Origin of the sequence: Nesterenkonia sp. (assembly GCF_029265375.1) — a bacterium.
GTDB lineage: Bacteria > Actinomycetota > Actinomycetes > Actinomycetales > Micrococcaceae > Nesterenkonia.
On record NZ_JAJUJJ010000005.1, the window covers coordinates 86,781 to 105,615 of the forward strand.

Annotated in this window: 16 protein-coding genes; 6 read left to right on the forward strand and 10 right to left on the reverse strand. The window is 68.1% G+C overall.

Annotated elements, in window-relative coordinates; translation table 11 throughout:
• The first annotated feature begins 25 nt into the window (after nt 1-25).
• From serB to pgl, 6 genes are all read left to right on the forward strand, one after another.
• Nucleotides 26-1,003, forward strand: a complete 978-nt coding sequence (gene serB / locus Q1K09_RS03525) for a phosphoserine phosphatase SerB (protein WP_300343277.1) — start codon at nt 26-28, stop codon at nt 1,001-1,003.
• 106 nt (nt 1,004-1,109) lie between these two features.
• Entirely contained in the window at nt 1,110-3,236 is a 2,127-nt protein-coding gene (tkt, locus tag Q1K09_RS03530) for a transketolase (protein WP_300343279.1), read from the forward strand.
• Nucleotides 3,237-3,255: 19 nt separating this feature from the next.
• Nucleotides 3,256-4,398 carry a transaldolase gene (gene tal / locus Q1K09_RS03535; RefSeq protein WP_300343281.1) on the forward strand — a complete coding sequence of 381 codons (1,143 nt, stop codon included), beginning with the start codon at nt 3,256-3,258 and terminating at the stop codon, nt 4,396-4,398.
• 43 nt (nt 4,399-4,441) lie between these two features.
• Complete coding sequence (locus Q1K09_RS03540; protein WP_300343283.1) at nt 4,442-6,088, forward strand: glucose-6-phosphate isomerase; 1,647 nt, start codon at nt 4,442-4,444, stop codon at nt 6,086-6,088.
• 98 nt (nt 6,089-6,186) lie between these two features.
• Entirely contained in the window at nt 6,187-7,656 is a 1,470-nt protein-coding gene (gene zwf / locus Q1K09_RS03545; RefSeq protein WP_300343323.1) for a glucose-6-phosphate dehydrogenase, read from the forward strand.
• A gap of 116 nt (nt 7,657-7,772) precedes the next feature.
• Nucleotides 7,773-8,582 (forward strand): 6-phosphogluconolactonase, encoded by an 810-nt coding sequence (gene pgl, locus Q1K09_RS03550; RefSeq protein WP_300343285.1) that lies wholly within the window; start codon nt 7,773-7,775, stop codon nt 8,580-8,582.
• A 30-nt stretch (nt 8,583-8,612) separates the two neighbouring features.
• Here the strand turns inward: pgl and secG are convergent, their stop codons facing one another.
• The 10 genes from secG to Q1K09_RS03600 all read right to left on the reverse strand — a co-directional run bounded on the left by secG (nt 8,613) and on the right by Q1K09_RS03600 (nt 18,830).
• Nucleotides 8,613-8,864: a preprotein translocase subunit SecG gene (gene secG, locus Q1K09_RS03555; RefSeq protein ID WP_300343287.1), complete on the reverse strand. Its 252-nt coding sequence runs from the start codon at nt 8,862-8,864 to the stop codon at nt 8,613-8,615.
• Between the two features lie 96 nt (nt 8,865-8,960).
• Nucleotides 8,961-9,773 carry a triose-phosphate isomerase gene (tpiA, locus tag Q1K09_RS03560; RefSeq protein WP_300343289.1) on the reverse strand — a complete coding sequence of 271 codons (813 nt, stop codon included), beginning with the start codon at nt 9,771-9,773 and terminating at the stop codon, nt 8,961-8,963.
• A gap of 35 nt (nt 9,774-9,808) precedes the next feature.
• Entirely contained in the window at nt 9,809-11,047 is a 1,239-nt protein-coding gene (locus tag Q1K09_RS03565) for a phosphoglycerate kinase (RefSeq protein WP_300343291.1), read from the reverse strand.
• 74 nt (nt 11,048-11,121) lie between these two features.
• A complete protein-coding gene (gap, locus tag Q1K09_RS03570) occupies nt 11,122-12,129 on the reverse strand; it encodes a type I glyceraldehyde-3-phosphate dehydrogenase (RefSeq protein ID WP_300343293.1) in 1,008 nt (335 codons plus the stop codon).
• Nucleotides 12,130-12,353: 224 nt separating this feature from the next.
• The gene (locus tag Q1K09_RS03575) at nt 12,354-12,977 is read right to left on the reverse strand and encodes a superoxide dismutase (RefSeq protein ID WP_300343295.1); all 624 of its coding nucleotides are present in this window, start codon (nt 12,975-12,977) and stop codon (nt 12,354-12,356) included.
• Between the two features lie 131 nt (nt 12,978-13,108).
• Nucleotides 13,109-14,089: a DNA-binding protein WhiA gene (whiA, locus tag Q1K09_RS03580; protein WP_300343297.1), complete on the reverse strand. Its 981-nt coding sequence runs from the start codon at nt 14,087-14,089 to the stop codon at nt 13,109-13,111.
• 119 nt (nt 14,090-14,208) lie between these two features.
• Nucleotides 14,209-15,213, reverse strand: a complete 1,005-nt coding sequence (yvcK, locus tag Q1K09_RS03585; RefSeq protein WP_300343325.1) for a uridine diphosphate-N-acetylglucosamine-binding protein YvcK — start codon at nt 15,211-15,213, stop codon at nt 14,209-14,211.
• Nucleotides 15,214-15,275: 62 nt separating this feature from the next.
• Nucleotides 15,276-16,169, reverse strand: coding sequence for an RNase adapter RapZ (gene rapZ / locus Q1K09_RS03590; RefSeq protein ID WP_300343299.1), 894 nt, complete (start codon nt 16,167-16,169; stop codon nt 15,276-15,278).
• Between the two features lie 11 nt (nt 16,170-16,180).
• The gene (gene uvrC, locus Q1K09_RS03595) at nt 16,181-18,193 is read right to left on the reverse strand and encodes an excinuclease ABC subunit UvrC (protein ID WP_300343301.1); all 2,013 of its coding nucleotides are present in this window, start codon (nt 18,191-18,193) and stop codon (nt 16,181-16,183) included.
• A complete protein-coding gene (locus Q1K09_RS03600) occupies nt 18,186-18,830 on the reverse strand; it encodes a lysophospholipid acyltransferase family protein (protein WP_300343326.1) in 645 nt (214 codons plus the stop codon). The genes uvrC and Q1K09_RS03600 overlap by 8 nt, the downstream gene beginning before the upstream one ends.
• Between the last annotated feature and the right edge of the window lie 5 nt (nt 18,831-18,835).

Consider the following 18,835-nt stretch of genomic DNA (forward strand, 5'->3'; position numbering starts at 1 on the left):
CTCATCGCGATAGTGTGGACAGGCTATGACTCATCCTCTCCCGGGCACCATCGCCATGCTCTGCGCCGATCACTTGGACGCTGCTCTGATCCGTTCCCTGACGGCGGAGTTCTCCCGGCGCGGCACGGTGCATCATGCGGAGGCGGCCGGGTTCACTACCTACGCCGGGGAGGTCCGCGCAGTGCGCTGGGCGCTGCAGATGGCGGATTCCGACGACGACTACGGCACCCAGCTGATCGACTCGCTGCTGGAGGACGCCGCGGATCGACTGGACAGCTCACCAGTGACCTCCACGGTTCTGCCGGCCCAGCTGCGGCCGCGCAGCACTTCCGAGCCGATGATGCTGGTGATGGACGTGGACTCCACCCTGATCGACCAGGAGGTCATCGACCTGCTGGCCGCCCGCGCGGGCCGCGGCACTGAGGTCGCCGAGATCACCGAGCGCGCCATGGCGGGCGAGCTCGACTTCACCGCCTCCCTGCACGCCCGGGTCCGTGCGCTGTCCGGGCTCCGCGAGCAGGTGCTCGAAGACACCCGCCGAGACCTCTCCCCCACCGCCGGAGCGGCGCAGCTCATCGCTGCCTTCCGCTCGGCCGGACACCCGGTGTGCGCCGTCTCCGGCGGGTTCATCCAGATCCTGCAGCCCCTGGCCGAGCAGCTGGGCCTGACCGCTGCCGCAGCCAATGAGCTGGAGCTAGCCGGCGGGAAGCTGACCGGCCAGGTCACCGGAGAGGTGGTGGACCGGTCCCGCAAGCGGCGGCTGATGCTCCAGTGGGCCGAAGAGTTCGGCGTGGATGCTCACAATGTGGTCGCAGTGGGCGATGGCGCCAATGATCTGGATATGGTGACATCAGCAGGTGTGGGCGCCGCGTTCTGCGCGAAGCCGGCACTGGCAGAGCAGGCCGACCTGGTCATCAGGCACCGGAACCTGGCGCTGATCGCCTTCGCCCTGGGGCTGCCGCAGGCCAGCAACGCCCCACAGGCTCCTGCAGCGATCCGGTGACCCAAGACGTGCGTCCGCTCCGCCGGTAGGCTGGAGTGAGATGCGGCACAAGGGCGTGCCTCCACCAACCCCGTAGGACCGATCAACTGCTTGGAGGACACTGACAGTGACCGAGACCGCCCGCAACGACTCCGCCGTCTTCACAGACTTGGACCGCCGCGCCGTCGACACCCTGCGGGTGCTCGCCGCAGATGCGGTGGAGAAGGTCGGATCCGGCCATCCCGGCACCGCCATGTCCCTGGCGCCTGCTGCCTACCTGCTGTTCCAGAAGGTGATGCGCCACGATCCGTCCGATCCGCGCTGGATCGGGCGGGACCGCTTCATCCTCTCCCCCGGCCACACCAGTCTCACCCTCTACCTGCAGCTGTTCTTCTCCGGCTACGGCCTGGAGCTGGAGGATATCCAGGCGCTGCGCACCTGGGACTCGAAGACCCCCGGTCACCCGGAGTACGGCCACACCGACGGCGTGGAGATCACCACCGGGCCGCTGGGCCAGGGCCTGGCCTCGGCTGTGGGCTTCGCCTACGGTCAGCGCCGGCTGCGCGGAATGCTGGATCCGGAGGCCGCCCCCGGCGAGTCCCCCTTCGACCACACTGTGTGGGTCATCGCCTCCGACGGCGACCTGCAGGAGGGCGTCACCTCCGAAGCCTCCTCGCTGGCCGGCCACCAGGAGCTGGGCAACCTCAACGTGATCTGGGACGACAATAAGATCTCCATTGAGGACGACACAGACATCGCCTTCACCGAGGACGTGCTCGCCCGGTATCAGGCCTACGGCTGGCATGTGCAGCGCGTGGACTGGCTGAAGACCGGCGACTACGTCGAGGACGTCGAGGAGCTGCAGCGGGCACTGGCCGAAGCCAAGACGGAGACTTCCAAACCGTCTCTGATCGCGCTGCGCACCATCATCGGGTGGCCGGCCCCGAAGAAGCAGAACACCGGCGGGATCCACGGCTCCAAACTCGGCGAGGAGGAGCTGGCCGCGGTCAAAGAGGCCCTGGGGTTCGATCCGGAGCGGCACTTCCACCTCGACCAGGAGGTGCTTGCCCATGCCCGCCAGGTGGCCGACCGGGGAGCCGAGGCCCGCGCAGAGTGGGAGAAGTCCTATCAGGCCTGGCGGTCCAGCAACGACGACGCCGCCGCGCTGTTCGACCGGCTGCAGGCCGGCGAGCTGCCCGCTGACTGGGAGCAGGCGCTGCCGGAGTTCCCTGCCGGGGAGGCCGTGGCCACACGCGCAGCCTCGGGGAAGGTGCTCAACGCCATCGCCCCGGTGCTGCCGGAGCTGTGGGGCGGTTCGGCAGACCTTGCCGGCTCCAACAACACGCTCATCTCGTCGGAACCCAGCTTTGTGCCGGAGGACCGCTCCACCGGCAAGTTCACCGGCAACCCCTATGGGCGGAACCTGCACTTCGGCGTGCGTGAGCACGCTGCGGCCGCCATCACCAACGGTGTGCAGCTCTCCGTTCCGCTGCGGACCTACAGCGGCACGTTCCTGATCTTCTCCGACTACCAGCGTCCGGCCGTGCGGCTGGCCGCCCTGATGGGCATCGGATCGATCTTCGTATGGACCCACGACTCCATCGGCCTCGGCGAGGACGGGCCCACCCACCAGCCGGTGGAGCAGCTGGCCAGCCTCCGCGCCATCCCTGGGCTGGACGTGGTGCGCCCTGCCGACGCCAATGAGGTCGCCGTTGCCTGGCGCGAGGTGCTGAAGAACCGCAGCCGTCCTGCCGGCATCGCGCTGACCCGTCAGGGTGTGCCGACCTTCGCCCGCGGCGCAGGTGAGGCCACCGCCGCGGAGTTCGCCTCGGTGGAGGGAGTGTCCCGCGGGGCTTATGTGCTCGCCGAAGCCGTCCGTGACGGCGAGGTGGTCACCCCGGACGTGATTCTCATCGGCACCGGTTCGGAGGTCTCCCTGGCTGTGGAGGCCCGCGAGTCCCTGGCCGCCAAGGGCATCGCGGCGCGCGTGGTCTCCGCGCCGTGCCTGGAGTGGTTCGAGCAGCAGGACCAGTCCTACCGCGAGTCCGTGCTTCCCCCGGCCGTTCGGGCGCGGGTGGCCGTGGAGGCGGCGCATCCGATGACCTGGTACCGCTATGTGGGTGATGCCGGGCGAATCGTCGGCCTGGACCACTTCGGGGCCTCCGCCGACTACAAGACCCTCTACGAACAGTTCGGCCTGACCGCCGAAGCCGTAGCCCAGGCCGCCGAGGAGTCCCTCGGCGCAGCCGGCTGAGACGATCCCAAGGAGCATCATGACTGCTGAGCGCACTGCAACCACCGGAAACCCCAACACCAAGGCCCTCTCAGACGTCGGTGTGTCCATCTGGCTGGACGATCTCTCCCGCGAACGGCTGAACTCCGGCAGCCTGGCCTCGCTGATCGAAACCCACCACGTAGTGGGTGTCACCACCAATCCCACGATCTTCGAGTCGGCGGTGGGCTCCGGGGACGCCTATGAGCAGCAGCTGGCTGAGCTGGCCTCCCGCGGGGCCGACGCCGAGCAGGCCGTCTTCGAGATCACCACTTCCGATGTGCGGGAGGCCTGCGACGTCTTCGCCGGGGTCTACGCCGCCACCGACGGAGTGGACGGCCGAGTCTCGATCGAGGTGGACCCCCGCCTGGCCCGGGACGCCGATGCCACCATCGCCGAGGCCAAGCGGCTCCACGAGGCGGTGGACCGTGAGAATGTGATGATCAAGATCCCTGCCACGGTGGAGGGAATCGAGGCCATTGCCGCCGTGCTGGCTGAGGGCATCAGCGTCAACGTGACCCTGGTGTTCTCCTTGGAGCGCTACCGCGCGGTGATCAACGCGTTCATGCTCGGGCTGGAGAAGGCCCACTCCAACGGTCGGGACATCTCCAAGATCCACTCGGTGGCCAGCTTCTTCGTCTCCCGGGTGGACACCGAGGTGGACAAGCGCCTGGAGCTGGCCGCCGAAGAGGGCAAGCCCGGCACCGAGAAGCTGAAGTCCAAGGCGGCGATCGCCAATGCCCGGCTGGCCCACCAGATCGCCTCGGAGTCCTTCAGCTCCGAGCGCTGGCTGCTGCTGGCTGAGCGCGGCGGCCACCCCCAGCGGCTGCTGCTGGCCTCCACCGGCACCAAGGATCCCAGCCTCTCCGACACGCTCTACGTCACCGAGCTGGCCGCCCCCGGGGTGGTCAACACTATGCCGGAGAAGACGCTGAATGCCTTGGCCGACCACGGCGAGATCGACGGCGACACCATGACTGACACCTACGTGGAGTCCAACCGGGTGCTCGACGGCATCTCGGCAGCCGGAATCAGCTACCGCGACGTGGTCGACACCCTGGAGCGCGAAGGCCTTCAGAAGTTCGAGACCTCCTGGGAGGGGCTGCTGAGCACCGTTGATGAGGGTCTGAAGCGCAACAGCTGAATACTGCCGGCAGAAACTGCTGACCACTGAAGGGAATCCACCCATGAGCTCGCTGTCACTGTCACTGCTGGGCGCGGCCCGCGAAGCTGCCGACACCCATGTGCCCGGTCTGCTGGACCATGAGTTCGCCTCGCGGCTGGCCTCCAAGGACCGGACCCTCTGGGGCGCCGCGGCAGAGGATGAGGCCTCCAAGCGGCTGGGCTGGGTCTCACCGTTCGCCGCATCCCGGGAGCTCGTCCCCCGGATCACCGCCCTGCGCCAGGAGCTGGCATCAGAGGGTGTGGACCGGGTGGTGCTCGCCGGGATGGGCGGGTCCTCCCTGGCGCCTGAGGTCATCTGCGCCACCGCGGGTGTAGACCTGGTGGTGCTGGACTCCACTGACCCGCACCAGGTCCGGTCCGCGCTGGCAGAGCTGGAGCGCACAGTGCTGGTGGTCGCCTCCAAGTCCGGCTCCACAGTGGAGACCGATTCCCAGCGCCGGATTGTGCAGCAGGCCTTCGCCGCCGCCGGCATCGACGCGGCCGCCCGCACTGTGGTGGTCACCGATCCCGGCTCCCCCCTGGCCGAGCAGTCCCAGCAGGACGGGGTGCGGGCCCTGTTCGAGGCCGACCCCTCGGTCGGCGGGCGCTACTCGGCACTGACCGCCTTCGGACTGGTGCCCTCGGGCCTGGCCGGAGCCGATATTGAGGCTCTGCTGGATGAGGCCGAGGATGCCGCAGAGATCCTCTTCACCGACGACGCCGCCAATCCCGGGCTGCAGCTGGGCTCCGCCGTGGGAGGCACCTCGCCGCTGCGGGACAAGCTGGTGATCGTCGACGCCGGCTCACCACTGGTGGGCCTGGGCGCCTGGATCGAGCAGCTCATCGCTGAATCCACCGGCAAAGCGGGAACCGGAGTGCTGCCGGTCATTGTGGCCGACGGCGAGCCGGAGCTGACCTGGGACGCCGACGACCTCCTGGTGGTGGAGATCATCGATGCTGAGGCCGAGGACGGCTCCTCAGTGGACGACGACCCGGAGGAGACCGTGGTCAGCCCGCATGTGGTGCGCACCGGCGGGAGCCTGGGCGCACAGTTCATGCTCTGGGAGACCGCCACCGCCGTGGCAGGCTCCCTGCTGGGCATCAATCCCTTCGATCAGCCCGATGTGGAGTCCGCCAAGGCCGCTGCCCGCAGCCTGCTGGACTCCCCTGCCCCGGAGTCCGCGGAGCCGGTGACCGACGCAGCCGTGGAGATCCGCACCTGGGGCGATGCCTCCCTACAGGGGGAAGCCGATGTGCCCGCCGTCCTTCGGGCGCTGCTTCAGCGGCTGCCGGAGACCGGCTATCTGGCAGTGATGGCGTATCTGGACCGGCTGGGCGAGTCGCAGCTGGAGGAGATCCGCCCGCAGCTGGCGGCCGCGGCGAACCGCCCGGTCACCTTCGGATGGGGGCCGCGCTTCCTGCACTCCACCGGGCAGTTCCACAAGGGCGGGCCCGCCGTCGGAGTCTTCCTGCAGATCACTGCCGAGACCGACGAGGACCTTGAGGTGCCCGAGCGGCCCTTCACACTCGGCCGGCTGATCTCCGCCCAGGCCGCCGGAGACGCCCAGGTGCTGGCCGAGCACGGCCGTCCTGTGGTGCAGCTGCATCTGCGTGACCGGCGCGCCGGTCTGCAGCAGGTGCTCGACGCGGTGGGGCAGCTGAGCGCATGAGTTCTGCAGCGCATCACGGAGATCCGCTGGCCTCCGCCCTGCGCGGGGTGCCGAAGGAGACCGGCAATGGAGCGAACCGTCCTGCCGGTCCCTGCGCCATGGTGATGTTCGGAGTCACCGGCGATTTGGCGAGAAAGAAGCTGCTGCCGGCGCTCTACGATTTGGCGAACCGCCAGCTTCTGCCGGAGGGCTTCTCCCTGGTGGGCTTCGGGCGCCGTCCCTGGAGCCATGAGGACTTCGCCGATGAGGTGCGCGACCATATCCAGGCCGGTGCGCGCACCGAATTCGACGAGAACACCTGGCAGCAGCTGGCCTCCGGGCTGCGCTTCGTCTCAGCGCAGGGGTTCGAGGACGATGCCGCCTACCGGCAGCTCGGGGAGATCCTCACCGAGCTGCGCACCCAGCGCGGCACCGGGGGCAACCACGCCTTCTACCTCTCAATTCCGCCCAACTCTTTCGAGATCGTCTGCCAGAAGCTCTCCGCCCATGGTCTGGCCCGCCGCTCAGAGTCTGCCCATGATTCCTGGTCCCGGGTGATCATTGAGAAGCCCTTCGGCCACGATGAGGCCAGCGCGCACGAGCTCAATCAGGTGGTGGAGTCGGTCTTCGCCTCCCACGAGGTGTTCCGGATCGATCATTATCTGGGCAAGGAGACGGTGCAGAACCTGCTGGCGCTGCGGTTCGCCAACCGGCTGTTCGAGCCGCTGTGGAATAACCAGCACGTCGACCATGTCCAGATCACCATGGCCGAGGACATCGGCATCGGTGGGCGGGCCAGCTACTACGACGGCGTCGGAGCGGCCCGGGACGTGATCCAGAACCACCTGCTCCAGCTGCTGGCGCTGACTGCTATGGAGGAGCCGATCAACTTCGACGCCGATCATCTGCGGCGGGAGAAGGAGAAGGTTCTCGAAGCCGTGCTGGTTCCCGAGGACATCACCGCCGCCAGCGCACGCGGCCAGTACACCTCCGGGACCCAGAACGGCGAGAAGGTGGTTGGCTTCCTGGAGGAGGAGGGATTCGACCCGCACTCCACCACGGAGACATTCGCGGCCCTGAAGCTGGGGATCCACACTCGCCGCTGGGCGGGTGTGCCGTTCTACCTGCGCAGCGGCAAACGGCTGGGCAAGCGGGTGACTGAGATCGCCGTGATGTTCACCCGAGCCCCCAATCTGCTGTTCACTGAGGCCGATGAGGCTCAGTTCGGCCAGAATGCGCTGATCATCCGCATTCAGCCCAATGAGGGAGCTACACTGCGGTTGGCCTCCAAGGTTCCGGGCACCCAGATGGACATCCGCGATGTCGACATGGACTTCAGCTACGGCCGCTCCTTCGCAGAGGAGTCTCCGGAGGCCTATGAGCGGCTGATCCTCGATGTGCTTCTCGGCGAGCCGCCGCTGTTCCCGCGGCACCGCGAGGTGGAGCTCTCCTGGCAAATCCTGGATCCCTTCGTCAAGCACTGGGAGGCCCTGGGGACCCAGCCGGACCCGTATGCGCCCGGTTCGTGGGGGCCGGAGGCTGCCCACGAGCTGCTGGAGCGGGACGGACGCAGCTGGCGGGTCCCCTAACCCGGCGCCCGCGCCGGAGACGGCGGGCACCCAGGAGGTGTCCATGGGGTATGGAGCAGGCCGGGCTAGCGTGTGCCGGGCAGTCTGCGGATAAGACGTCGACGAAAGGTGGGGCTATGACGGGCCTTCAGATCAACTCTGCGGCAGCCCAGCCGCAGATCGAGGTGTTTGACAACGCCGATGCCGTGGCCGAAGGGATTGCGGTCAAGCTGCTGGGTGTCCTCCAGGAGACCGTGCGCGAAGAGGGCCTGGCCCATGTGTCGCTGACCGGCGGGGGTGCCGGGATCCGCACGCTGAAGGCGGCTGCGGCTCTGGTGGCCGCCGACGGCGTTCCCACGCCCGACTGGACGCGGGTGCACTTCTGGTGGGGCGATGAGCGCCTGCTGCCCGAGGACGACCCCGAGCGCAATGAGACCCAGGCCCGCCAAGCGCTGCTGGACCTGCTGGTGGCCGAGCACGGCCTCCCGGAGGACAATATTCATCCGATGCCCTGCTCGGAGGAGGCCGCCCATCCGGAGGCTGGGGCCCAGATGTACGCCCAGCAGCTGGAGGCTCATTCGCCCGCCGGGGGCGTCGACGGACTGGCGATGCCACGCTTCGCTGTGATGCTGCTGGGCGTAGGACCCGACGGCCATATCAACAGTCTGTTCCCGGGCAAGAAGTCTCTGCGCGTGACCGGACAGGCCACCACCGGTGAGTCTGATGCCCCGCCGCAGCTGGGCCCGCCGCTGCGGGTGACGCTGACTTTCAGCGCGGTGCACACCGCGCGGCGCGTGTGGACCGGGGTGACCGGGGCTGATAAGGCCCAGGCGGCCGCGGAGGCGCTCTCAGCGGACCCGGATGTGGATCGCGTGCCGGCCGCCAATGCCCGCGGTGCCCAGGAGACCATCTGGCACCTGGACAGGGACGCCGCAGCGGCTCTGTGAGCGGCAGCGCCTCTGTGAGCGCCTAGGGGTTTACCAGCCGGCGTTGACCTGAACCAGCAGCGCCAGGCCCACGATGATCAGGCCCCAGAGGATCCCCAGGGTGATGGTCAGCCGGGTCAGGTTCCGCTCGGCCACGCCGGAGGAGCCCAGGGAGCTGGTCACACCGCCGCCGAACATGTCTGACATGCCGCCGCCGCGGCCCTTGTGCAGCAGGATGAGCATGATCAGCAGCAGGCTGATCACCAGCAGCAGGACCTGGAGTCCGATAGTCAGGGCAGTCACTGCGACCTTTCTGTCTTCAGGAGCACGGAACGAAGCGGCTTACAGGATACAGGCTCCCCGCCGTGCGGGGCATTTCCCGTCTGCGGGTCCCAAGCCTCAGGCGGTGATGTGCTTCTCGAACTGGGCGATCTTGGCGAACTCTTCGGCATCCAGTGAGGCTCCACCCACCAGGGCGCCGTCGACGTCGGCTCCCTGCAGGATCTGGGCGACATTGCCGGACTTCACCGAGCCGCCGTAGAGGATGCGCACCGAATCGGCGAAGTCCTGGCCGTGCAGCTCGGCGAGTTTGGCGCGGATGGCCGCACTCATCTCCTGGGCGTCCTCGGCACCGGCGACCTTCCCGGTCCCGATCGCCCAGACCGGTTCATAGGCGATGACCAGTTCCGCCAGCTGCTCGGCGGTGAATCCCTCGACGGCGGCCTGCACCTGCGCCAGGGTGTGGCTGATGTGATCGCCCGCCTCGCGGACCTCCAGCCCCTCCCCCACGCAGAGCACCGGGGCCAGACCATGGCGCAGCGCAGCCTCCAGCTTGGAGCGCACCATCGCGTCGTCCTCGCGGTGGATCTCGCGGCGCTCCGAGTGGCCCACCAGTACCTGGGTGCAGCCGAGTTTGGCGAGGAAGGCGCCGGAGATATCACCGGTGTAGGCGCCGGAGTCCTGCGGCGAGAGGTCCTGGGCGCCGTAGTCGAGTGAGAGCTTGTCCCCGGCCACCAGAGTCTGGACCCCCCGCAGGTCGGTGAACGGCGGGAAGACGGAGACCTGTACGCGCTGGTAGTCGTGGCCGGCGTCGTCCAGGGTCCAGGCGAGTTTCTGGACCAGGGCGATGGCCTGCATATGGTCCATGTTCATCTTCCAGTTCCCGGCGATCAGGGGCCGGCGCACGAACTGTCCGTCCTTCTGTGCAGTCATCGCGTCCTTACTCTCGGTAGTGGCAGGTGGTGGGCTCAGGCGTTGAGCGCTTCCAGGCCGGGGAGGCTCTTGCCCTCCAGGTACTCCAGGCTCGCGCCTCCTCCGGTGGAGATGTGGCCGAAGGCTCTTTCGTCGAAGCCCAGGGTTCGCACTGCGGCCGCGGAGTCGCCTCCGCCGACCACGGTGAAGCCCGGGGAGTCCGCCAATGCTTGGGCCACCGACGCGGTGCCGGAGGCGAAGGCTTCCATCTCGAAGACTCCCATGGGGCCGTTCCAGAACACGGTGTTGGAGCCGCTGATCTCCGCGGCGAAGGCCTCTCCGGTCTGCGGGCCGATGTCCAGGCCCAGCGCCTGGTCCCCGTACGCGCCGGATTCCAGCTGATCGATGCCCAGCACCTCATACTCGGCATCGGCGGCGAAGTGGGAGGCCATGACGATATCGGTGGGCAGCACCAGCCGGCAGCCCTGCTGCTCTGCGGTGCGGATGAACCCGGTCACGGTCTCCAGCTTGTCCTCTTCCACCAGCGACTTCCCGATCCCGTATCCCATCGCCTTGGCGAAGGTGAAGACCATGCCGCCGCCGATCAGCAGGGCATCAGCCTTGGGGATCAGGTTCTCGATCACTGCGAGCTTGTCGGAGACCTTGGAGCCTCCCAGCACCACGGTGTAGGGCCGCTGCGGGGATTCGGTGAGCCGCTTGAGCACCTGCAGCTCGTCGGCCACCAGGTCCCCCTGGTAGGCCGGAAGCCGCGAGGCGATGTCATAGACCGAGGCGTGCCGGCGGTGGACCGCACCGAAGGCGTCATTGACGTAGGCGCCCTTCGGGCCGACCAGCTCAGCAAGCTCCGCGGCCAGCTGACTACGCTCGGCCTCATCCTTGGAAGTCTCGCGGGGGTCGAAGCGGACGTTCTCCAGCAGCAGGATCTCCCCGTCTGAGAGCTCAGAAGCTGCTGTGCGGGCGCTGGGCCCCACCAGGTCCTCGGCGCGCCGGATGGTCACCTGGGTCAGCTCAGCCATCCGGGCGGCCACCGGTGCTAGGGAGTACTGCGGATCCGGGGTGCCCTTCGGGCGGCCCAGATGCGCGGTGACCACCACCCGCGCGCCGGCGGCGGCGAGCTTCTCCAGCACCGGCAGGGATGCTCGGATGCGTCCGTCATCGGTGACCGACCGGCCTGAGGCGCCCTCGGAGAGGGGGACGTTGAGGTCGGAGCGGACCAGTACGGTCCGGCCGGAGACGCCGTCGGAGAGCAGGGTGTTGAGCGTAGCTGCGGTCATGGTGCCAGGTTATCAATCGGCGGCCGGCGGCGCCGGCGGAGACTCCGGCTCCGGGGGCCTCAGCGGGGCGGCGCTCACAGGGTGCGGCCGATGTAGTCGACCATCTCCACCAGACGCGAGGAGTAGCCGTACTCATTGTCATACCAGGCGAAGACCTTCACCGTATTGCCGATCACCTTGGTCAGCGGTGCGTCGAAGATGGAGGCGTGCTTGTCCCCGGCGATGTCGCTGGAGACGATAGGGTCCTCGTTGTAGGAGAGCACTCCGGCCAGGCTGCCCTCGGACGCGCGCCGGAATGCGGCGTTGACGTCTTCGACGGTGACGCCTTCGGCGGCGACTGTGACGGTCAGGTCCGTTCCGGAACCGGTGATGGTGGGCACCCGGACTGCGAAGCCGTCCAGCCGGCCGTCGACCTCGGGGATCACGGCACCGATGGCGGCCGCGGCGCCGGTGGAGGTGGGCACCATATTCACCCCTGCAGCACGGGCGCGGCGGGCGTCCTTGTGCGGGGCGTCGTGCAGCCGCTGGTCTCCGGTGTAGGCGTGGATGGTGGTCATCAGGCCTTCGACGATCCCGAACTCCTCGTGCAGCACCTTCACCAGCGGCGCCAGGCAGTTGGTGGTGCAGGAGGCGTTGGAGATCACGGTGTGCTTCTCGGCGTCGTAGGTCTCCTCATTGATGCCCAGCACAAAGGTGGCGTCGGCGCCCTTGGCCGGGGCGGAGACCACCACCTTCTTCGCGCCGGCGGACAGGTGCTTGCCGGCGGAGGCCTTATCGGTGAAGAACCCGGTGGCCTCAATGACGATGTCGACTCCGAGCTCGCCCCACGGCAGCTTCTCCGGGTCCTTCTCAGACAGCAGCCGGATCCGCCGGTCGCCGGCGATCAGGTGATCCCCCTCGAGGCGCACCTCGGCAGGGTAGCGTCCCATGACGGAGTCGTATTTGGTCAGATTCACCAGGGCGGACGGATCGGTCAGGTCATTGATCGCCACCAGTTCCAAGTCCTGGCCCTGGTCTTCGAGCACGCGCAGGACGTTGCGTCCGATTCGTCCGAATCCGTTGATTGCGATCTTGGTCGCCATGTTGTGGGGTCTTCCTTCCGTGTCCGGTGGGGCTGAATGTGCCCAGAATGCGAGTTGGGGACCGGCAGGCTGAAGATGCTTCAGCGCCGCCGACCCCCAACAACGTCGTTGTTCTCAGGTTGATCTGCAGAACGTGTTCAGTTTTCGTAAGCTATTCTCTCACAGCTGTCCCGCTCGGTGTGACGCGGGACATCCTCCGCACCGCGGTGCGCGTCAGCGGCAGCTCACGGAGTGATCAGCGCCTTGGCGCCGCTGCGGGCGGCGGCGAAGCGGGCTGCGACGTCCTCCCAGTTGACGATGTTCCAGAAGGCCTTCACGTAGTCGGGCTTGACGTTCTGGTAGTCCAGGTAGAAGGCGTGCTCCCACATGTCCAGCATCAGCAGCGGCGTGGTGGCCACCGGAATGCCGTTCTGCTGGTCGTAGAACTGCTCGATCACCAGGTTTCCGCCGATGGGCTCGTAGGCTAGGATGGCCCAGCCGGAGCCCTGGATGGTCAGGGCGGCCTGGGTGAACTGCTCCTGGAACTTCTCGAAGGAGCCGAAGTACTCGTCGATGGCGGCTGCCAGCTCGCCCTCGGGGCGCTCCTGGCCGTTGGGGGTCAGGTTCTTCCAGAAGATGGAGTGGTTGGTGTGTCCGCCCAGGTTGAACTGCAGGTCCTTGAGCAGCTTCGGGGTCGTGGCGTAGTCGCCCTTCTCCCTGGCCTCGGCCAGCTTCTCCAGAGCAGTGTTGGCGCCGCCCACATAGGTGTTGTGGTGCTTGGAGTGGTGCAGCTCCATGATGCGGCCGGAGATGTGCGGCTCCAGGGCGCCATAGTCGTAGTCAAGCTCAGGAAGGGTGTACTCAGCCATGCGTTCCTCCTTATGACGGTTGGTCGAGGTCACAGCCTCGCTGGTCACAATCCTATGCACCGCCGCCGCTCCTCTGTAAGGGGGTTGAGCAGTGTGACGCGGCGATTTCACCCAGGGATGAAGACCAGGCGTCAGTCTCCCAGCATGTCGTCGGTGACATTGGCTTCAGTGCCGCGGATGCCCTGCTCCTCCGCCCGTTTGTCCGCCATCGCCAGCAGGCGGCGGATCCGCCCGGCGATGGCGTCCTTGGTCATCGGCGGTTCGGCCAGCCGGCCCAGCTCGTCCAGCGAGGCCTGCTTATGCTGCAGCCGCAGCCGACCGGCGTATTCGAGGTGTTCGGGCACATCGGAGCCGAGGATCTGCAGGGCTCGTTCCACGCGGGCGCCGGCGGCCACGGCGGCCTGGGCGGAGCGGCGAAGATTGGCGTCGTCGAAATTGGCCAGCCGGTTGGCCGATGCTCGGTGCTCCCTGCGCTGGCGCCGCTCCTCCCAGACTTTGAGGGTCTGGTGGGCGCCCATCCGGGTGAGCAGCTGGGCGATGGAATCGGCATCGCGGATCACCACCCGGTCAGCGTTGCGCACCTCGCGAGCCTTGGCGACCAGGCCGAGGCGCCGGGCGGATCCCACCAGGGCGAGGGCGGCCTCCGGGCCGGGGCAGGTCACCTCCAGGGAGCAGGAGCGGCCGGGCTCGGTGAGCGAGCCGTGCGCCAGGAACGCGCCCCGCCAGGCGGCGACCGCGTCGTCGATGGAACCGTTGACGATGACGGCGGGAAGTCCCCGCACCGGGCGGCCGCGCGCATCAAGCAGTCCGGTCTGCCGAGCCAGGGCGTCTCCCTCGCGCACTACACGCACCACATAGCGGGAGCCGCGCTTGAGCCCGTTGCCGGAGACCACGATGACCTCGCACTGGTGGCCGTAGATCTCCCCCAGGGCGGCACGCAGCCGTCGCGCTGTGGCCGCGTGGTCCAGCTCGGCCTCGATCACGATGCGCCGGGAGATGACGTGCAGTCCGCCGGCGAAGCGCAGCATGGCGGAGACTTCTGCCTTCCGCTCCGAGGTCGTGGTGACCTCCACGGTGGAGAGTTCGTCCTTGACCGATTCGGTCAGCGCCATAGGTATCGAGTCCTCGCAAGTGTTTCGTCATCGTCGGGGCCGGTTGAGCGACGGCCATAGTACTGGAGTTTCTTGGACGTCAGGGAAAGCCCCCGTCCGCAGCGCCGACGGGCGCCCGCTCAGCCATGGAAGACCTCGTTGAATGCGATGGCCAGCCGCAGCGGATCATGCACTGCGGGAGTGTCCTGCCGCCGCACCCGGGCATAGGTGATCTCTGCCCCCAGCCGCTGGGCGGCATCGGCGAATGCGCTGCGGTCCTCGTCCCGGACGCTGCCCGGGTCGGCGATCACGGCGTCGATGTGCATTTTCGGCGCGTAGTGTGCGATGACGTTCAGGTGGTCGGCCGGGCTCATGCCGCGGGTCTCGGCGAGATCCGAGGTGAGGTTCATCACCACGCAGCGTTTGGCCTCGGTCTCATAGAGGGCGGTGCGCATGTCATCCAGCAGCAGGTGGGGCAGCACGGAGGTGTACCAGGAGCCGGGTCCGAAGACGATCCAGTCGGAGAGCTCAATGGCGGTGACCGCCTCCTGGCACGCCTCGGCGTCGGCGGGATGGATCTGGACATCGGTCAGGCGCCCCAGCGTGCCGGCACGGGCGAGCTCCGCCTGGGATGAGATGCGCACCGGCTGCTCGCCGGGGTCATCAGGCTGAACCAGGCCGGACATGGTCAGCGGGGTTCGCGACATCGGCAGCACCTGGCCCCGGGCTCCCAGCAGCGCACCGGCCCAGCGCAGGCCGTCCACCGGGTCGCCGAGCAGCTCCCAGAGCGCCACGATCAGCAGGTTTCCCATGGCGTGGTTGTCCAGGCTGCCGCAGACCCCCTCCTTGGAGCTGAACCGGTGCTGCATCACATCGGCCCAGGTTCTGCCCCAGTCGGTGTCATCGCACAGGGCTGTCAGCGCCATGCGCAGATCCCCGGGAGGCAGCACGTCCATGTCGCGGCGCAGCCGTCCGGAGGAGCCGCCGTCGTCGGCGACCGTGCAGATGGCGGTGAGGTGTTCGGCGGCGATGACGCGCAGCGCCGAGAGCGTGGCCTTCAGCCCGTGGCCGCCGCCGAGGGCGGAGACCCGGAACGAGGATCCGGAGTGCGGGACCCGCAGGTTCTGGGCGGTGGTGGTGACCATGGGAATCGGTCCGGTGGGCCGCTGCGCTGGGACAGAGGGAGACATGACGGCGGTCCTGTCGGCTATTCGCGTCCGAGGTCGCGGTGGACGACGTTGACGGTGACATTGGGCAGCTGGTCCAGCCGGCGGGCCAGCTCCTCGCTGATGGCCACCGATCGGTGCTTGCCGCCGGTGCATCCGACCGCCAGGGTCGCATAGTGCTTGTTCTCCCGGCGGTAGCCTTCCAGCACCGGCATCAGCGCCTCCACGTACCGGTCCACGAAGTCCTCGGCCCCCTTGTTCACCAGCACATACTCGCTGACCTTCTCGTCCAGGCCGGTCAGCGGGCGCAGCTCGGGCACCCAGTGGGGGTTGGGGATGAAGCGCACGTCGGCCAGAAAGTTGGCGTCGGCGGGCACCCCGTATTTGAAGCCGAAGCTCATCACGTTCAGCCGCAGCGTGATGGGGCCGTCGTCGTTGAAGAGCTCGTTGATGGAGTTGGCCAGCCCGTGGACGTTCAGGTCCGTGGTGTCCAGGACGATATCGGCCTCATCCTTCACCGGGGCCAGCAGCTCCCGCTCGGCCTGAATGCCGTCGAGGATTCGGCCTGAGCCCTGCAGCGGGTGCGGGCGGCGGCCCTGTTCGAAGCGCCGCACCAGCAGCTCATCGGAGGCCTCCAGGAAGAGCACCCGGTAGGTGATGTCGGCGGCACGGATCTGGGCGAGCCCCTCCTGCATGGAGGAGTAGAGCCCCCGGCTGCGCGCGTCCAGCACCACGGCGAGCCTCTCCACCGATCCCGGATGGCGGGCGACCAGGTCCATCATGGTGGAGATGAGCTCGGGGGGAAGGCCCTCCACCACGTACCAGCCCATGTCCTCCAGGGCGTGGGAGGCGGTGGTGCGCCCCGCCCCGGACATGCCGGTGATGATCAGCAGCTCGTTCTCGGGCGGCTTGACCGGTGTCAGTTCCGTGCTCATAGTTGAAGACTCTACCCGGTGGGATCTGCGCCGTCAGCCGCCTGCTCGGGCGGCTGGGAGTCGCTGTTCGCGGCTTCGCCGTGCAGATGGTCCAGGATGCGCTGGGCAGTCTGAAGTCCGATGCCGGGCACCTCCGCGACCTGCTCGGCGGTGGCTCTCTTCAGCTGCGCCACTGAGCCGAAATGGGCGACGACGGAGGCCCGCCGCTGCGGTCCCAGGCCGGGCACCTCGTCCAGTGCGGAGGCTGTCATCCGCTTCGACCGAGCGGAGCGGTGGTACTGGATGGCGAAGCGGTGCGCCTCATCGCGGATGCGCTGGAGCATATAGAGCGCCTCCGAGCTGCGCGGCAGCACCAGCGGGAAGGGGTCCTCAGGCAGCCACACCTCCTCCAGCCGTTTGGCCAGGCCCACCACGGGCATGTCCTGAAGTCCCAGCTCGTCGAGTGCCTCTCGGGCGGCGTTGACCTGCGGCTGGCCGCCGTCGACCACCACCAGGCTGGGCGGGTAGGCGAAGCGTGGAGAGTCGCGGTCGGTGAGCGTGGACTCGCGGACCTGGCTGTCGGTTTCGGCGGTGGCGGGCTGGGCAGCCGGCTCCTGCCGCGCGAGCTCCTCCTGCTCCTGGCGCTGCTGCTCCAGGTAGCGGGCGAAGCGGCGGCTGATGACGTCCCGCATGGCGGCGGTGTCATCCCGGGCCGCCTCGCCGCGCACGGAGAACCGCCGGTAGTCCTTCTTCTTGGGCAGCCCGTCCTCCATGACCACCATGGATCCGACCACGCTGGTTCCGGAGGTGTGGGAGATGTCGAAGCATTCGATGCGCATCAGCGGCTCGCTGAGGCCCAGGGCCTCCTGCAGTTCGCGCAGCGCCGCCGATCGGGTGGTGATATCGCTGGAGCGGCGCGCTTTGTGCAGCGACAGCGCCTGCTCGGCGTTCTCCCGCACGGTGCCCAGCAGGGCAGCTTTGTCTCCGCGCTGCGGCACCCGCAGGCTCACTTTGGCTCCGCGGCGTCCGCTCAGCCAGGCGGTGAGCTCCTCGTGGTTCTCCGGCAGGGCCGGCACCAGGACCTCCCGGGGGATGCGCTCGGTGTCCGGCATCGCCCCGTAGATCTGCAGCAGAAGCTGCTCGACCATGCCGGCGTCGTCGATCTCCTCCACCTTCTCCGAGATCCAGCCGCGCTGACCGCGGATGCGTCCCTGGCGCACGTGAAAGACCTGGGCGCTGGCCTCCAGCTCATCGGAGGCGAAGGCGAAGATATCGGCTTCGGTGTCCTCGGCGAGGACGACGGCGTTGCGCTCGAACACCCGGCGCAGGGCCTCCAGGTCGTCGCGGTGGCGCGCGGCGTCCTCGAACCGCAGCTCGTCCACCGCCTGCTTCATCTGCTCCTCGATGCGCCGCATATGAGGCCCGTGCCGGCCGGCCATGACCTCGACGAACTCTTCGGCCAGGCGCCGGTGGTCCTCCACCGAGATATTGCCCACGCAGGGGGCAGAGCATTTGTCGATATAGCCGAGCAGGCAGGGCCTGCCGGAGGCGGCCGCCCGCTTATAGACTCCCGCCGAGCATGACCGCACCGGGAAGACGCGCAGCATAGTGTCCACGGTCTCGCGGATCGCTTTGGCGGGATGGAAGGGGCCGAAGTACTTCACCCCGGGCTTCTTGTCCCCGCGCATGACCTGCACCCGCGGCACCTTCTCGTTCATGGTGACTGCAAGGTAGGGGTAGGACTTGTCGTCCCGGTACATGATGTTGAACCGGGGCGTGTGCTGCTTGATCCAGGTGTACTCCAGCTGGATGGCTTCCAGCTCGGAGCCCACAACGGTCCACTCGACGTCGGCGGCTGCGTGCACCATGGCGTAGGTCTTGGGGTGCAGCTGGTGGACGGAGGTGAAGTAGGAGTTCAGCCGGGATCGCAGGTTCTTCGCCTTGCCGACGTAGATCACCCGGCCGTGCGGGTCGATGAACCGGTAGACCCCGGGCCGGGTCGGGATCTCCCCGGGGGCCGGGCGGTAGGAGGCTGGATCAGCCATCGGCTCCCTCAGTCAGGCTGGGGTCGGTGGGCCGGGAGTTGTAGGTCTCCACCCGCTCCTGCCCGGAGAGCCCTGCGATGGCGTCCATGATCTGGGCGGTGGCGTCGCGGCGCACCGGAAGGGGGTGCCGCTCCCCCAGGTGTTCGAACTGCAGCGGGGCCCCGACGTGCATCTCAAAGCTGGCCGGCCGGATCGTGTTCTTGTCCGGCGGCTGCAGCCGCTGGGTGCCGCGCAGCCCGACGGGGATCACCGGCGCCCCGGTGGCCAGGGCCAGCCAGCCGACGCCGTTCTTCCCCCGGTACAGCCGGCCGTCCCGGCTGCGGGTGCCCTCCGGGTAGATGCCCACGCCGTGGCCGGCGCGGATGATGCTGGTCAGCCCGAACAGCGCCTCGACGGCGCCGGACTGCTTGTCCCGGTCCACCGGCACCGAGCCGAAGGATTCGAAGAAGAAGCGCATGCCGCGTCCGCGGACTCCGGGCTGGGTGAAGTACTCGGCTTTGGCGAAGAAGCTCACCGGCCGCGGGAAGATCCCCTGGATGAGCACGGAGTCCAGAAAGCTGAGGTGGTTGCTGGCCACAATGAACCCGCCGCTGGTCGGGACATTCTCGAGCCCGGTGATGGTGGGGCGGCAGAGCATGCGCA

What these genes read in the sequence shown, in the direction of transcription:
- serB (WP_300343277.1), top strand. Translation starts at nt 26, where the DNA reads ATGACTCATCCTCTCCCGGGCACCATCGCCATGCTCTGCGCCGATCAC.
- tal (WP_300343281.1), top strand. Translation starts at nt 3,256, where the DNA reads ATGACTGCTGAGCGCACTGCAACCACCGGAAACCCCAACACCAAGGCC.
- Q1K09_RS03540 (WP_300343283.1), top strand. Translation starts at nt 4,442, where the DNA reads ATGAGCTCGCTGTCACTGTCACTGCTGGGCGCGGCCCGCGAAGCTGCC.
- zwf (WP_300343323.1), top strand. Translation starts at nt 6,187, where the DNA reads ATGGTGATGTTCGGAGTCACCGGCGATTTGGCGAGAAAGAAGCTGCTG.
- pgl (WP_300343285.1), top strand. Translation starts at nt 7,773, where the DNA reads ATGACGGGCCTTCAGATCAACTCTGCGGCAGCCCAGCCGCAGATCGAG.
- tpiA (WP_300343289.1), bottom strand. Translation starts at nt 9,773, where the DNA reads ATGACTGCACAGAAGGACGGACAGTTCGTGCGCCGGCCCCTGATCGCC.
- Q1K09_RS03565 (WP_300343291.1), bottom strand. Translation starts at nt 11,047, where the DNA reads ATGACCGCAGCTACGCTCAACACCCTGCTCTCCGACGGCGTCTCCGGC.
- gap (WP_300343293.1), bottom strand. Translation starts at nt 12,129, where the DNA reads ATGGCGACCAAGATCGCAATCAACGGATTCGGACGAATCGGACGCAAC.
- Q1K09_RS03575 (WP_300343295.1), bottom strand. Translation starts at nt 12,977, where the DNA reads ATGGCTGAGTACACCCTTCCTGAGCTTGACTACGACTATGGCGCCCTG.
- whiA (WP_300343297.1), bottom strand. Translation starts at nt 14,089, where the DNA reads ATGGCGCTGACCGAATCGGTCAAGGACGAACTCTCCACCGTGGAGGTC.
- yvcK (WP_300343325.1), bottom strand. Translation starts at nt 15,213, where the DNA reads ATGGTCACCACCACCGCCCAGAACCTGCGGGTCCCGCACTCCGGATCC.
- rapZ (WP_300343299.1), bottom strand. Translation starts at nt 16,169, where the DNA reads ATGAGCACGGAACTGACACCGGTCAAGCCGCCCGAGAACGAGCTGCTG.
- uvrC (WP_300343301.1), bottom strand. Translation starts at nt 18,193, where the DNA reads ATGGCTGATCCAGCCTCCTACCGCCCGGCCCCCGGGGAGATCCCGACC.
- Q1K09_RS03600 (WP_300343326.1), bottom strand. Translation starts at nt 18,830, where the DNA reads ATGCTCTGCCGCCCCACCATCACCGGGCTCGAGAATGTCCCGACCAGC.